A 13891-nucleotide genomic window follows, 5' to 3' on the forward strand; every position below is an offset into this window, starting at 1 on the left:
AAGCCTTCTTGATCCTCCGCGCGAAACCGAGTTTGCGCCGTCAGATGCCAAAGCCCGCGTAGGGGAGAAACCGTACCGGCATGCCCGGCTCGACCGCAATCGGCCCATCCGGCAGCTCGACAAGCCCGGTCGCCCAGCTGAGCCCGCTGATCCGGCCCGAGCCTTCCGAGGCGAAGACTTCGGCTGCCCCTTGGTCGTTCAGTCGGGCGCGGAGGTATTCTCGCCGTCCGGGCTTCTTGGATTTGGTGAACGCGGCCGGCACGTCGAACCCCATCGGCGCGACCCAGCCCGCGCCGGCCATGAGTGACAGCGCAGGACGCGCGAAGATCAACGCGCAGACCAACGCCGCGACCGGGTTGCCCGGCAGCCCGAAGACCGGCGCGCCTTGCCACGTGGCCAGCGCAAGCGGCCGGCCGGGCTTGAGCGCGATCCGCCAGCTCGACAGGGTGCCGCGTGAGGACAGCAGGGCGGAGACGTGGTCCTCGTCGCCCGCCGAAGCTCCGCCGGAGGTGAGGATCACGTCGGCCTGCTCCGTGCCGTCATTCAGTCGGCGTTCGATCTCCGTGGAGTCGTCCCTGACGTGACCGAGGTCCACCGGGGCGTAGCCCCAGCCCTCCGCGAGGCGCAGCAGCATCGGCCGGTTGGCGTCCCAGATCTGGTGCGGCTGGGCGGGCAGATCGGGCGAGGGGATGATCTCGTCTCCGGTCGACAGCACGCCGACCCGCAAGCGCCGATGCACCGCGACCTCCGCAATGCCGAGGGCGGACAGCAGCGCCAGGTCGGGCGCCCTGAGGCGCTGCCCCGCTGGCAGCGCCGTGCCGCCCTCGTCCACGTCCTCGCCCGCCTTGCGGGTGTTCGCGCGTGGCTTCACAGGTCCGTCGAAGACCACCGAAGCGCCATCGCTCGCCGTGTCCTCCTCCAGCACGACCGTATCCACGCCCTCGGGCAGGATCGCCCCCGTGAGGATGCGGATCGCGGCGCCCTCGGGCACGGGCTGGCCATAGGGTTGTCCGGCTGCGGCGCGGCCGTCGACCAGCGGCAGGCGCTGCGGCCCAGCACCGGTGGCGGCGTGGGCGAAGCCGTAGCCGTCGACCGCGGAGTTGGGCGAGGGCGGGTTGGAGCGCCGGGCCCGGCACGGCTCGGCCAGGATTCTTCCACCCGCGTCCGCCGTGGCGCAGGTCTCGATCCCGGCAACGGGGATCAGAGCCTGCCGCAGCCGCGACAGCGCCTCGTCCACCGGCACCCAGTCCACGCCCTGCGGCATGGCGAAACAATCGTCCCGCAGCCGCGGCGGCTCCAGCGTCGCGGGCAGGGCGCGGCGCAGGTCCAGCACGTGGTCGGCGCCAAGAACCGGTGCGAACGTGGCGGCGAGGAGGTCGGGCAGGGCGCCTTCCTCGGACAGCGCGAGCAGCGCCATGGCCATCTGCCGGGCCTGTGCTTCGGCCGGGGTGGTTCCGGGGTGCGCTTCGGCGAAAGCATGTGCTTCGGCCGCCAGCAAGGCCGGATCGATGCGGGCGACGAGCAAGGGGGCGGAGGTTGCGCCGGGCCAGGTGGCGGCCTCCGGGCCGCATGGCTCACGCCAGGCCTCGGGCGCGTCGTTCACGCCGAGCAGGGTCGCGCCGGCTGGTGCCTCGGAGAGCATCAGGACGGCTTCGGCGGGGTCAGTGCAGCGATGGGCCGTAACGCTCCCAGACGTGGCGATGGCCAGCCAGAGGCCATCCTCCGCCGGGGTCACGATGGCGACGCGGTCGCACTTCACAGGCCGACCTCCTTCAGGATGAAGCCGGCGATGGCGGCTGTGTCGTCGAGGTCGAAGACCGGGAGCGTTGCATCCGGCAAAGGGCAATCGGAAGCGATCGCCCGGATCGAGTCGTTGCCATCCGAGAGCGGCGGCTTGCCGGTTTCCTGCCGGTAGGCCTCGACCTTCGGATGCGGCGCGCGCTTGTAGCCCTCGATCAGGACCAGGTCGACCGGGGACATGCGGGTCAGCAACTCGTCGAGCGCCGGCTCGGCTGCGCCACGCAGCTCGTTCATCAGGGCCCATCGGTTGGGCGAGGCCAGCAGCACCTCGCGTGCCCCGGCCTCCCGGTGGCGGAAGCTGTCCCGTCCGGGCTGGTCCACATCGGTGTCGTGGTGGGCGTGCTTGACGGTCGACACGCTGTGCCCCCGCGCGGCGATTTCCGCGACCAGCCGCTCCATCAACCCGGTCTTGCCGGCGTTCTTCCAGCCAGTCACCCCATAGAGCCTCATTGCGCCTCCAGCAGGCGCTCGGCGGCGCGTATGTCCTCGGGGGTGTTGACGTTGAAGAAGGGGTCGCGGGTCGTGGCGTCGAACTCGGCGAGTCCGGCCTCGTGACGGTCGGTCCAGAGCACGACCTTGCGCAGCCCGTCCTCCAGCGCGGCCCGCAGATCGTGCCGAAGCGACACCGGCCAGAGCCCGAAGGTGGGTTGGCGCCAGAGCTTGCGGTCGCTGTCGCGGGACCCGGCCAGCGCCAGGCCCTTGGGGCCGGCGGCGGCGGAAAGCCGGGCGACGAGGTCCTCCGGGAAGAAGGGGGTGTCGGCAGCGGCGGTCACGATGGCAGGGACGCCCGCCTCGGCGGCCCAGTCCAGGCCGGCCAGAACGCCCGCAAGCGGACCGGGGTGGCCCGGTATCGGGTCCGGCAGGATCGGCAAGCCGAACTCGGCCAGACGCGCAGGGTCCCCGTTGGCATTGAGCGCCATTGCCCCGACCTGCGGCGCCAGCCGGGAGATCACGTGGTCGATCAGCCGCCGGTCGCCCAGTGGCCGCAGCCCCTTGTCGCCGCCGCCCATGCGTGTCGCGAGGCCGCCGGCGAGGATTACCCCTGCGATATCAGCCATCGTAGGCCGCCTTGCGCCGGTGTTTCGACGCCTCTTCCGAGACGGCGGACGGGTCCGCGTCGCGTAACAGCCGTTCCTCGCCGGACAGGCAGACGAAGCGCTGCCCGCGCATCCGGCCTACCAGCGTCAGCCCGACCTGGCGGGCAATTTCGACGCCCCAGGCGGTGAAGCCCGAGCGGGACACCAGCGCCGGAATGCCCATCTGGGCGGTCTTGATCACCATTTCGGAGGTCAGCCGCCCGGTCGTGTAGAGGATCTTGTCCTCCGCCGGCACGCCGTGACGGAACATGAAGCCCGCGATCTTGTCGACCGCGTTGTGCCGGCCGACATCCTCCATGTAGACGAGCGGCCTGTCCCGCTGGCACAGCACGGTGCCGTGGATCGCCCCGGCTTCGAGGTAGAGCGAGGGGGTGGTGTTGATCTCTTTCGCCAGCGCGTAGAGCCAGCTCGTACGGATCTCGGCCGGCGGCAATGCCAGACCCTCGAGCCCCTCCATCATGTTGCCGAATACCGTGCCGACCGCACAGCCGCTGGTGCGGATCTTCTTCTGCATCTTCTCCTCGTAGGAGGTCTCGCGCGCGGTGCGAACCACGACGGTCTCGATCTCCTCGTCGAAATCGACCCCGGTGACCTCGTCGTCGTCCAACAGCATGCCCTGGTTCCGCAGGAACCCGAGGGCCAGGTATTCGGGGTAGTCGCCGATGGTCATGGCGGTGACAACCTCCTGCCGGTTGAGGAAGATCGTTAGCGGACGTTCTTCTACCACCGAGATCTCTGTCTCGGCGCCGGTGTGATCGGTGCCCGATATCCGGCGCGTCAGGCGGGGATCTGTCGGGGAGGGGAGGATTGGGTAATCCGGAGGTGTCACGCTGGGTGTCCTGTCGGGGGTGGGCTATCGTTTACGTCGGCCATCCTGTCGGCTGCCAGTGCAAGTTGCAAGCCGCCAGCCCATGGCATTCTAATGCTCCGTCGGGCGGCGTGGACAGATTGTCCAGCCGGCGCACCGGTCTCCGTGCCGATTGGGTCATTCTGCTTTTTTTGTCGCCGTGCCAGCCATTTGTGCTGGAACTGCCGGGAGCGGCCTGACAGGTTCGCCCCCAAACAGGGAGGGTGGTCGACGGATGGTCGATCTTTGGAGCGGGCTGGTCCAGGCATTCTGGCTGGTCGTGACGTTCAATTCGGAACTCGTCGAGATCGCGCTCCGCTCGCTGCGGGTGTCGTTCACGGCGTTGCTCGTCGCCTCGCTGATCGCCATGCCCCTCGCCGCGATCCTCGCCGTGAAGCGGTTCCGCTGGCGGCGGGTGGTGATCGCGGTGCTCAACGCGCTTATGGGCCTGCCGCCGGTCGTCGTGGGACTTGTCGTCTACGTGCTGCTCTCGCGCTCCGGGCCGCTCGGGGTTCTGGGGCTGCTCTTCACCCCGACAGCGATGGTGATCGCGCAGGTCATCATCATCGTGCCGCTGATCGCCAGCATCGCCCACCAGTCGCTGCGAGATCTCTGGCAGGAATACCACGACCTGCTGATCTCGATGAACGTCACACAGATGCAGAAGGTCTCCACGCTTTTGTGGGATGCCCGCCGTGCGCTGCTGACCGCGGCGCTCGCGGGCTTCGGACGGGCGATCGGAGAGGTCGGGGCGATCATGATTGTCGGCGGCAACATCGACCATGCGACCCGGGTGCTGACCACGGCGATCGCGCTGGAGACCGGCAAGGGCGATTTCGCGCTGGCCCTGGCGCTCGGCTTCGTGCTGATCGCGCTGGCGATCTCGGTGAGCCTGGCGATCCACTGGCTCAGTCGTACCGAACGGGAGGGCAGTTGGTGAGTTCGCTTTTCCCCGTCGTGCTGGAAGGCGCCGAGACGGCGCGACGCGGGCAGGTGTTGGCCGGCCCGGTGAACCTGACGCTGGGCGGGCAGGGCATCTGCGTCGTGCTCGGCCCAAACGGCGCTGGCAAGACCTCGCTCCTTCGGCTGATGCACGGGGCGGCCCGGCTGACGGCAGGCTCGATCCGCTGGTCCTGCCCGACGTCGAAGGCGCGCCGGGCGCAGGCCTTCGTGTTCCAGCGGCCGGTGATGCTGCGCCGAACGGTGCTGGAGAACCTCGCCTATCCGCTGCGGATCCGCGGTGTTCGGCGGCGGGAGGCGATGCAGCGCGCCACGGACTGGGCGGGGCGCGTGGGCCTCGGCGGCATGCTCGACCGGCAGGCAACCGTCCTGTCCGGTGGCGAGCAGCAGAAGCTCGCGCTTGCCCGTGCGCTGATCGCCGAACCGGCGCTCCTGTTTCTCGACGAGCCCTGTGCGTCTCTCGACGGCCGAGCGATGCGCGAAATCGAGGAGATCCTTGTGGCGGCCCGGGCCTCCGGCACACGCCTGATCCTGTCGACGCACGACATGGGGCAAGCGCGGCGGCTGGCGGACGAGGTCGTCTTCATGCTGCACGGCAAGGTGCACGAAACCGGCCCTGCGCAAACCTTTTTCAATCACCCCGCAACGCCCGAAGCCCGGGCATTTCTGCATGGAGACATTGTCGAATGATCAGGAAGCTTTCTGTCGCGCTCTGCGCGCTTGCCATCGGCACCGCTGCCCAAGCGGCAGACGTGATGAAGATGGCCGTTACCACCTCCTTTCACAACTCTGGTCTGGCCGAGGTTCTTCTGCCCGAGATCCTGACCGATCTGGATCTGGAAGTGCAGCTTCTGGTCGTCGGAACTGGCCAGGCGCTCAAGCTGGGTGAGACCGGCGACGTGGACGCGATCCTCGTTCACTCCCGCGCGGCCGAGGAAGCCTTTGTCGAGCAGGGCTTCGGCACCCATCGTCGCGAGATCATGTACAACGATTTCGTCTTCATCGGGCCGGAGGCCGACCCGGCGGGCGTGAAGGGCGCGGAGAGCGCCGTCGACAGCCTGCAGAAGATCGCTTCCGCCGAAGCGAAGTTCGTCAGCCGGGGCGATGACAGCGGCACCCACAAGATGGAGCTGAGCCTGTGGAAGACGGCCGGGCTGGACGCCGGGAGCTTCGGGGAATGGTACAGCGCCGTGGGCGCCGGCATGGGCGCGGCGCTGAACACCGCCGCGGGGCTCGACGCCTACATCCTCTCGGATCGTGCGAGCTGGCTGAACTTTGGCAACAAGGCCGATCTGGGGCTGCTCTTTTCGGGCGATCCGGTGCTGTTCAACCAGTATGCATTCCTGCCGGTCAACCCGGAGAAGCATGGCCATGTCCGGAATGACCTGGCGATGAAGCTGGAATACTGGCTGACCTCCGACAAGGCGAAGGGTCTGATCGACGGCTACACGATCGGCGGTGAGACGCTGTTCGTCTTCAACGCCGAGCCGATGTGAGCGGCGCGCGCAGGCCGGGGGGCCGGTCGGCGCCTATTCGTCGAGCGAGCCGTGAATGGCGAACTGCTCAAGTCCCGCGTTCTCTGGACTGATGAGCCTGTAGGCCTCGCGCACGCCCGATGGTGTCAGTTCCCGGGCAACCGTCAGCAGGGTGTTCGGCTCGTGTTCGTCGCAAAGATCGCGCATGTGGGCGATCTCTTCGGCAGCCACCGGTCGGGCTGCTTCGACGGACGGCGCGCCGTAGTAGGTGACGAAATGCTGTGCCAGCAGGTCCCTCAGGGTTTCGAGCTCGGCGGCCTCGATCTGCGTCACCGCGACGAAGGTCACGCGCCCGCTGGTCTCGAGCCCGAACCAGCCGTTCGCGAAGGCCTGCCGCGCCTTGCCGCTCAGGTCGCTCTCGGTCCAGTCGGAGAACTCGAAGCCGCCGGATATACACCATTCCCCGGTGCGCGCCGGCACGGCATAGACCCGCTGGTCGCTCTCGTCGAAATGGATGGCGCGGGCGAGGTTCATGGGGTGGTCTCCAGAATCGTCGTCAAGGGGATCAAGTGGGTGGTCTGCGCGTCGCGCAGGAGCATGCCGAAATCCTCGTCGACACCGAGAAAGGTGCCGGTGAGATCGCCGGAGGTGGCTTCCTCGCCAATCCCCTGCGCCAGCCCGCGCCACTCCGCATGGAGCGCGCGCGCGCCGTCGTCCTCCCAACTGGCAATCCAGTTGAGCGTGTGCCGCGCCCAGGCTTCCAGCAGCCGCGGCGGCGAAACATCGGCGCAGCCCTCGATGTAGAGCGCCGTGCGGTCTGGCGTGTCGCCGGGGCGGTCGGTCTCCGGGATAAGCGGCAGGGTCAGGCCGACGACCATCCAGCCGGGAATGGCACCCGGGTCTCGCGTGTCGGCCAGGATACGCAGGCCGCCGCAGTTCGCGCCGTTGACGAGGATCCTGCCGTCCCAGCCGAGGTGGACCGCCACTTCTGGCGGGGCAAGCGCGCCGAGCGCGTTCTGGAAGCTGACCCCGCAGAGCGGCAACATCGCCATCGCCTTGCCCAGCGGCACGTCGGGCGCGAACACCAGAGCCGCCTGCAGCCGCGAGGCGCCGAGGTTGTAGGCCACCAGCCCCGCGTCGCACCCAAGCGTCGCGCGCATCACGGCATGCTCGACCGCGTCGTCGCCGGTCTCCTCGCCCCACATCAGCGGCGGGAAGGTCAGCTCTTCGGTCTCCGTCATCGTCATGCCACGCCCGCCTCGACGAGAGACCGCGCGACCTGTTCGAAGGCTTTCGCCTGTGCGCTGTCAGGCTGGCTCACCGCGATCGGTGCGCCCCCATCTGCGGCCAGCCGGATCTGCAGGTCTAGCGGCACTTCAGCCAGCAGCGGAACCCCTAGCTTGGCGGCCTCCGCCGCCACTCCGCCGTGGCCAAACACATGCTCCTCGTGGCCGCACTGCGAACAGATGTGGGTGCTCATGTTCTCGATCATGCCAAGGATCGGCACGTTAAGCTGGCGGAACATGTCGATCCCCTTGCGGGCATCGAGCAGCGCAACGTCCTGCGGGGTGGAGACGATGACCGCACCGTCCACCTGCGCCTTCTGGCTGAGCGTCATCTGCACGTCGCCGGTTCCAGGCGGCAGGTCCACGAGCAGAACGTCGAGCGCGCCCCACTGGACCTGGGTCAGCATCTGCTGCAGCGCGCCCATCAGCATCGGTCCGCGCCAGACCACGGCCTGATCCTCGTTGGTCATCAGCCCGATGGACATCATGGTCACGCCGTGATTGCGCAGCGGCAGGATCGTCTTGCCGTCCGGGCTTGCCGGGCGGCCGGAGACGCCGAGCATCCGTGGCTGCGAGGGGCCATAGACATCGGCATCCAGCAAGCCCACGCGGCGTCCCATCTGCGCGAGTGCACAGGCGAGGTTGGCGGCCACGGTGGACTTGCCGACGCCGCCCTTGCCGCTGGCAATCGCCACGATATGCGCGATCCCGGGGATCTTCTGTGGCCCTTTCGGCTCGGCCGGGCGCTGCGGGCGCAGGTCGGGCGGGGCCTTCTCGGTGTGGCCGGTCATCACGATGGACACCGCCGTCACGCCCTCGAGTGCGCCGAGCGCGGCCTCGGCCTCGGCCTTTGCTGTCTCATAGGCGGCGGAGTGTTGCGGCGGGATCTCAAGCACGAAACGCACCGCGCCCGCGTCCGAGACGTTCAGCGCACGGACCACGCCGCTGCCCACGATGTCGGTGCCTGCGACCGGATCGGAGATCTTCTTGAGCGCCGCCAGGACGGCTTCCCTGTCGATGGCCAAGGGGTTACTCCCGACCGGAGATCTTGCCGGTGACCTCGTGGGTCATGCCGAGTTCCTCGATGGTGACGACCGCCTTGATGGCATAGCTCTTGCCCTCGGTCTCGGCGCCTCGCAGTGCTTCCTCGATTGCCTGCTGCGAGGTCACGCCGACCTGCTTCAGGAACTTTCGCATCGACATGTTGAAATCGTCGCTCATGGCCTGTTTCCTTTCACTCGATTGACGGACCGAAGCCTACCTGCCTAGGTTTGTCCATGGGAATGCGCGTTCTGCTCTTCTGTTCCGTGCTTCTCCTGCCCCCGGCAGCGGGGCGGGCGGACGAGAAGCTCGTGCGTCTCTACGTGCCGCCGGAGCTGGTGGAAACCGGGCTCATGCAGCACATCTTGCCGCGCTTCTCTCTCAAGACGCAGATCCGGGTCGAACTGGTCGACAGCGCCGGGGAAGCCGAGCTGCTGCTGGGCGGCGATGGGACGGCGCTGTTCGAAGGGGCGGGCCAGGTCTGGCATCTGGGGAGGCAGGGCGCGGGCGGCGCGGCGGCCGAGCGGTTCGCGGAGTGGCTCGGCTCCGATGTCGGCCGGAACACGGTGACGGGCTTCGCCCCCGACGGCGTGGCGATCTTCGCTCTTCCCGGCCCGACCGAGACGGAGACCGTGGCGATCGCGCCCGATGGAGACGCGGCCCTCGGCTGGACGGTGTCGCGAGAGAAATGCACCCGCTGCCACGCGGTGGACGACGAAAGCCGGATGGCCGGTATCGGCTCCACCCCGAGCTTCAGCGTCCTGCGCAGCCTGGGCGACTGGGAATACCGGTTCTCCACCTTCTACGCGCTCAACCCGCACCCGTCCTTCACCATCATCGAGGACGTGACGCCGCCGTTTCCGGAAAACCGGCCGCCCCCCATCTCGCCGATCCAGCTGTCGCTGGAGGAGGTGGAGGCCGTGCTGGCCTTTGTCGCGGCGATGGAGGCCGCGGATCTCGGGGCGCCCCTGCATCATCAGTGATCGCGACGCTTCTTGAGGTAATCGTCGGTTGTGCGCGGTCTCGGGCGCTCGCCGCCGGCGAAGGGGTTGTCCTGGGAATGGAACTGCGCGTTGACCCGGCAATTGTCGCACATCTGGATCATCCGTAGCTTGTCGGGCCCGGCAAACATCGAGTGGCTTTCAAGCTTGGCCGTGATCTTCTCGATGGTCGACTTCACGCCGAAGAGCGCGCCGCATTCGATGCAGGCAAAGGGCTCTTCCTCGTTCAGGATCTCCTGCTGCAGGGCACTGTCCGAGAGGTTCAGCCGCGGTTCGTAGGCGATCGCGTCCTCGGGGCAGATATGGGCGCAGAGCCCGCATTGCAGGCAGGCATCCTCCTGAAAGCGCAGCTGCGGCAGATCCGGGTTGTCGCCAAGCGCGCCGGAGGGGCAGAGCGACACGCAGGACAGGCAGAGGGTGCAGGCCTCGGTGTCGACCAGAACGGCGCCATAGGGCGCACCCTCGGGCAGCGGCAGGGCGTCGGTTCCGGGATGCAGCGCCTTCGCGGCCTGCCGGGTGATCTGGCGGCGGGTGCCCATCGGGCGGATCGGCGCGGCGATTGGGGCAGGGGCCGATTCCGTGTAGAGCGCGTCCGACATGGCGTCTGGATCGGTCAGGTCGAGTATGCGTACCTTTTCCTCACCGGCAATCGCCCGCGCGAGCGCGACCTGCGCTTCCATCGCGTCGCGATCCGCGCCACGGCCGGGCAGCAGGCTGACCGATGCGAAGCCTGCCGCGAGCGCCGCGACGGCCTCCGCGTGGCCGAAGGCGCCGATGGCCGGCAGGTCCATCGGGATGACGTCGGCCGGCAGGCCCGCACCATAGCGGGCGGAGAGTGCGATCATCTCGACTCCGTCGGCATCATGCACCAGAAGCCGCGGCGCGGTGCTGCCGGCTTCGAGATAGGCGCGGGCCAGCGTCTGAATCCGGCGGAAGATCAGCTCCACCGTCGGCGCGTCGTAGGAAATCGCGCCGGAGGGGCAGGCGGCGGAACAGGCGCCGCAGCCGGCGCAGATCTCCGGGTCGACCGTCACATGGTCGCCGTCCGGCGTGATGGCGCCGGTCGGGCAGAGATCAAGGCACCTGGTGCAGCCGGTCTGCTCCGCGCGGGAATGGGCACAGAGCAGCGGCTCGGTGCGGACGTAAAGCGGCTTCTCGAAGGTGCCGACCAGGTGCGAGGCCGCAAGGGTCGCCGCGGCCACTGCCGGCGGATGGCCGGGATCTGCCCGCAGGTAGCCCTCGCGCTTCTCGTGCGCAGGGAACAGCGGAGACTCCCCGCGCAGGTCGAGGATTATGTCGCACTGGGAGCGGCCGCCATCGCGTGGCTCGGTGAGGGTGAACGCGCCGCGACCGCCGGGCTCGACCTGCTGCAGGGCGTCGATCACCACGTCAAACCGCCCGAGAGCGCCGCTCGCGCGGCGCAGCCGTCCGACGACGACGTCGTAGGCGCGGTTCTCCGGCAACTCGTCGGCGCTTTCCAGCAGCACGGTCACGCCGAGATGGTCCTGAAGCTGCTCGGCGGCCGCCAGCGCGACCTTGGGCGCGCCGAGGATCAGGCACAGCCCCTCGGACACGATGTCGAGCGTCTTTTGCGGAAAGGCGGGCAGCATGGCCTCAGCCGCCAGCGCGGACATTTTGGGCAGTTTCGGGGCGTCGTCGGCGCTCCAGCCCGCCCGGTCCCGCAGGTCGAGAACAGGGGCCGGATCGACCCCGATCTCGGCCGCCAGAGCCTCGAATGTGCGTGCTTCCTGGGTGCAGCAAATAATCGCGTCACCCGCCGCAAGGGCCGCCGCGGCGCGGTCGATCTGACTGGTGCAGAGCGCGGTGCAGGGGCTTTTGACGTCGAGCCCGGTTGTCTTGCGAAGTCCGTCGGTGTCGACATGCTGACTGCCCAAGCAATCGCATGTTATCAAAGACTTGGGCATGGTTCCTCCCTTGGCCGGACGGTGCGTTACAGGGGCATCCGAGCGGTTCTGCGCGGGCAGCCTAGCCGCGATTCGCAGCCGGGGACAACCGATTTCGCTGAGCTTCGAAGGCCGCTTCGAGCGATCGGTTTCGCGGGCGAGGAGGGGATTTGATTCGACCGTTCGGTGCGGGCGTAACTCAGACAAAAACACTCAGGTTGGACAATTCGTCCTTGGCGTCAGGAAGCAGCCTCCGGGGCAGGGCAAATTGTCCTTGGCGATCACTTGTCGACGATGGTGCACAAAAAACCCTTTCGCAGATGCGGGTTGCTGCCCCATTGTGGAGGCCGGAGGAGTTGCGCGCGTGTTTCACAATCCTAGCCAGTATCGGACGCTGCCCATCGGGGTGGTCATCCGCCGCTCGCCCGGCGTCACCCGCTGGGCTCGGTGGAGTTGGAAGGCGACCGCCGTGCTGCCAGGTGCCGCGGCCGCCGATTGGCGGGAACTGCGCCGCGACGTCGAGCGCGTCGAATTCCACGCTGCGACCGTTCCCCTCGAGTTGCACGGGGCCGAGACGGAGGCCTACTTGCACGGGCTGACTGCCGAGGTTCCCTGCATCTACGTGATCCTGCGATCCATAACCGGCGAATGGCCGCTGGAGGTGGTGCTTGCCACCGCCTCGCCCTACGAGGCGCAGGATTACGCGGACAGCGGCGAGGAGATTGTCGAGAAGGTGCCGATGACTGCAGGGCTCGAGGCCTGGGTCTGGGAGTTCGTCGATGCCTTCCATAAGGAAGAGGTCTTCGTGAAGCGCCGTCGCGACAAGAAGCGGATCGACATCGTCGAGGACGGTATCGGCGATCCGCGGGTCGACAAGCCGGCGGATGTCTATGCGTCTCCCGCGCTCAAGCGGAGGCGGCTGCAATGAGGGGCGGCGATTTCTGGAGCCGTCGCAAGGCGGCGGTCGAGGCCGAGGCCCGGACTGAGGCGGCAGCTGTCGAGGCGGCCAGCGAGGCCGAGGCAGAGGCCGCGCTGGCGGAACGCGACGATGCCGAGATCTTGGCCGAGCTGGGTCTGCCCGAGCCGGAGACGCTGGAAACCTCGGAGCAGGTGCGCGCCTTTCTCACCTCTGCGGTGCCACAGCGCCTGAAGACCCGCGCCCTGCGCCGGCTCTGGACGACGAATCCGGTGCTCGCCAACCTCGATGGTCTGAACGACTACGACACCGATTTCACCGATGCCGCGACCTGCGTGGAGAACATCCAGACGCTCTACAAGGTGGGCCGAGGGATGGTCGACCGGGCGCTCGAAGTGCCGGCGGACCCCGCCCCAGAGCAGGATGCGCCGGACGAGATAGAGGCGCCTGAAGAACTGGTCGCGGCCAGCGAGCCGCCGTCGGCGGAGGAGCCCGCCGAAACCGATGCGCCACAGGAAATCGCGACAGCGCAGGAGGCCGCGCCGACGGTCGGCCGGATGCGCTTTCGCTTCGAGACAGGTTGATGACGGAAGAGACGAAGATGACCGCAGCTGACGCAGCCCTGGACAGGACCATCGCCGAGGAGGATCGCTTCCGGGCCGACCTCTACAATTTCCTCGGGCTGCTCCTTGCCGCACCGCCCGACGAGGGATTGCTCGCGCAGACGGCCGCGCTCAGTGGCACCGACAGCGAACTGGGCCGCGCCATCGACACGCTTTCGAGCGTCGCCAAGGTCTCCCGCCCCAAGAAGGTCGAGGGCGAGTTCGGCCGGCTGTTCATCGGTCTCGGCCGGGGCGAGCTGCTGCCCTATGCGAGCTATTACCTTACCGGATTTCTCAACGAGAAGCCGCTGGCCGCCCTGCGCCGGGACATGGTCGCGCGCGGCATGGTCCGCGCAGAGGACAAGTTCGAGCCCGAGGACGGGATCGCGAGCCTGATGGAGATGATGGGGGCGATGATCGTCGGCCGCTTCGGCAGGCCGGCCGACCTCGCGACCCAGAAGGACTTCTTCAACAAGCACATCCGGCCCTGGGCCGGTCACTTTTTCACGGATCTCGAAGGGGCGAAGAACTCTGTCTTCTACGCGCCGGTCGGCACTGTTGGCCGTCTGTTCATGGAGATCGAGGCGGAAGCCTTTCGGATGAGCGCGGGCTGACGAGGCCCGCAACAACGGCGGCATGCCGCCACCCACAGGAGAGAGGAGGCACCTTTCATGACCAAGAAGCCAGAGGACGCGACGAGCCGTCGCGACTTCCTGAAGCTGGCGGGAACGGCCGCGCCGGTGGCCGCGCTGGCGGTGACCGCGGGGGCCTCGGGGGCCGAAGCCGCCGAACCCGATCCGAGCGTCGAGACGATGCAGGATACCGCGCACACCCGCGCCTACTACAGCAGCGCGCGATTCTGATCGCACGATGCACGCTGCGCGCAGTTGCAATTGCGCGAGGCACCCCCGGCCCTGGGCTACTGGTTGCGTGACGCCCGACCGCCCGAGCCACCATCGAGA

General features: G+C 68.1%; 17 protein-coding genes. 8 read left to right on the plus strand and 9 right to left on the minus strand.

Annotated features, from left to right (window positions below; genetic code table 11):
* Positions 1-40: 40 nt before the first annotated feature.
* From ACFQ2S_RS05745 to ACFQ2S_RS05760, 4 genes are read right to left on the minus strand one after another with little or no spacing between them, the layout of a single operon-like run.
* On the minus strand, positions 41-1759 hold the full coding sequence (locus tag ACFQ2S_RS05745; protein WP_386073448.1) for a molybdopterin-binding protein: 1719 nt from the start codon (positions 1757-1759) through the stop codon (positions 41-43).
* Positions 1756-2250, minus strand: a complete 495-nt coding sequence (gene mobB / locus ACFQ2S_RS05750; RefSeq protein WP_386073450.1) for a molybdopterin-guanine dinucleotide biosynthesis protein B — start codon at positions 2248-2250, stop codon at positions 1756-1758. The genes ACFQ2S_RS05745 and mobB overlap by 4 nt, the downstream gene beginning before the upstream one ends.
* Entirely contained in the window at positions 2247-2858 is a 612-nt protein-coding gene (gene mobA / locus ACFQ2S_RS05755; RefSeq protein ID WP_386073452.1) for a molybdenum cofactor guanylyltransferase MobA, read from the minus strand. Before mobA ends, mobB begins: the two co-directional genes overlap by 4 nt.
* A complete protein-coding gene (locus ACFQ2S_RS05760; RefSeq protein ID WP_386073453.1) occupies positions 2851-3726 on the minus strand; it encodes a formate dehydrogenase accessory sulfurtransferase FdhD in 876 nt (291 codons plus the stop codon). The genes mobA and ACFQ2S_RS05760 overlap by 8 nt, the downstream gene beginning before the upstream one ends.
* Before the next feature lie 253 nt (positions 3727-3979).
* Between ACFQ2S_RS05760 and ACFQ2S_RS05765 the strand changes: the two genes are divergently transcribed.
* The 3 genes from ACFQ2S_RS05765 to ACFQ2S_RS05775 are packed head-to-tail and all read left to right on the plus strand — an operon-like array spanning position 3980 to position 6200.
* Entirely contained in the window at positions 3980-4684 is a 705-nt protein-coding gene (locus ACFQ2S_RS05765; protein ID WP_386073455.1) for an ABC transporter permease, read from the plus strand.
* Positions 4681-5394: an ATP-binding cassette domain-containing protein gene (locus ACFQ2S_RS05770; protein ID WP_386073456.1), complete on the plus strand. Its 714-nt coding sequence runs from the start codon at positions 4681-4683 to the stop codon at positions 5392-5394. Before ACFQ2S_RS05765 ends, ACFQ2S_RS05770 begins: the two co-directional genes overlap by 4 nt.
* Positions 5391-6200, plus strand: a complete 810-nt coding sequence (locus ACFQ2S_RS05775) for a substrate-binding domain-containing protein (protein WP_386073458.1) — start codon at positions 5391-5393, stop codon at positions 6198-6200. The genes ACFQ2S_RS05770 and ACFQ2S_RS05775 overlap by 4 nt, the downstream gene beginning before the upstream one ends.
* Before the next feature lie 33 nt (positions 6201-6233).
* Here ACFQ2S_RS05775 and ACFQ2S_RS05780 read toward each other — a convergent pair whose 3' ends face one another.
* Genes ACFQ2S_RS05780 through ACFQ2S_RS05795 form a run of 4 tightly spaced genes read right to left on the minus strand, consistent with a single transcriptional unit; the run spans position 6234 to position 8686 of the window.
* Positions 6234-6713: a DUF6505 family protein gene (locus tag ACFQ2S_RS05780; RefSeq protein ID WP_386073460.1), complete on the minus strand. Its 480-nt coding sequence runs from the start codon at positions 6711-6713 to the stop codon at positions 6234-6236.
* Positions 6710-7420 (minus strand): biotin/lipoate--protein ligase family protein, encoded by a 711-nt coding sequence (locus ACFQ2S_RS05785; RefSeq protein WP_386073637.1) that lies wholly within the window; start codon positions 7418-7420, stop codon positions 6710-6712. The genes ACFQ2S_RS05780 and ACFQ2S_RS05785 overlap by 4 nt, the downstream gene beginning before the upstream one ends.
* A gap of 2 nt (positions 7421-7422) precedes the next feature.
* On the minus strand, positions 7423-8490 hold the full coding sequence (locus ACFQ2S_RS05790; RefSeq protein WP_386073462.1) for an Mrp/NBP35 family ATP-binding protein: 1068 nt from the start codon (positions 8488-8490) through the stop codon (positions 7423-7425).
* Positions 8491-8494: 4 nt separating this feature from the next.
* Positions 8495-8686, minus strand: coding sequence for a DUF6494 family protein (locus tag ACFQ2S_RS05795; protein ID WP_089231182.1), 192 nt, complete (start codon positions 8684-8686; stop codon positions 8495-8497).
* Positions 8687-8742: 56 nt separating this feature from the next.
* On the opposite strand from ACFQ2S_RS05795, the gene ACFQ2S_RS05800 reads away from it, so the two are divergent.
* Positions 8743-9489, plus strand: a complete 747-nt coding sequence (locus ACFQ2S_RS05800) for a hypothetical protein (RefSeq protein ID WP_386073463.1) — start codon at positions 8743-8745, stop codon at positions 9487-9489.
* On the opposite strand, the gene ACFQ2S_RS05805 is transcribed toward ACFQ2S_RS05800, so the two are convergent.
* The gene (locus ACFQ2S_RS05805) at positions 9483-11432 is read right to left on the minus strand and encodes a 4Fe-4S binding protein (RefSeq protein ID WP_386073464.1); all 1950 of its coding nucleotides are present in this window, start codon (positions 11430-11432) and stop codon (positions 9483-9485) included. The two genes, ACFQ2S_RS05800 and ACFQ2S_RS05805, sit on opposite strands and share 7 nt — an antisense overlap.
* A gap of 373 nt (positions 11433-11805) precedes the next feature.
* Here ACFQ2S_RS05805 and ACFQ2S_RS05810 point away from each other — a divergent pair, with 373 nt between their 5' ends.
* From ACFQ2S_RS05810 to ACFQ2S_RS05825, 4 genes are read left to right on the plus strand one after another with little or no spacing between them, the layout of a single operon-like run.
* Complete coding sequence (locus tag ACFQ2S_RS05810) at positions 11806-12339, plus strand: DUF3305 domain-containing protein (RefSeq protein ID WP_386073638.1); 534 nt, start codon at positions 11806-11808, stop codon at positions 12337-12339.
* A complete protein-coding gene (locus ACFQ2S_RS05815; protein WP_386073466.1) occupies positions 12336-12911 on the plus strand; it encodes a DUF3306 domain-containing protein in 576 nt (191 codons plus the stop codon). The genes ACFQ2S_RS05810 and ACFQ2S_RS05815 overlap by 4 nt, the downstream gene beginning before the upstream one ends.
* Positions 12912-12928: 17 nt before the next feature.
* Entirely contained in the window at positions 12929-13543 is a 615-nt protein-coding gene (locus ACFQ2S_RS05820) for a TorD/DmsD family molecular chaperone (protein WP_386073467.1), read from the plus strand.
* A 57-nt stretch (positions 13544-13600) separates the two neighbouring features.
* Complete coding sequence (locus ACFQ2S_RS05825; RefSeq protein ID WP_089231191.1) at positions 13601-13792, plus strand: twin-arginine translocation signal domain-containing protein; 192 nt, start codon at positions 13601-13603, stop codon at positions 13790-13792.
* The last annotated feature ends 99 nt before the right edge of the window (positions 13793-13891 follow it).

It is taken from the genome of Tropicimonas aquimaris, from assembly GCF_042676185.1.
Classification (GTDB): domain Bacteria; phylum Pseudomonadota; class Alphaproteobacteria; order Rhodobacterales; family Rhodobacteraceae; genus Tropicimonas; species Tropicimonas aquimaris.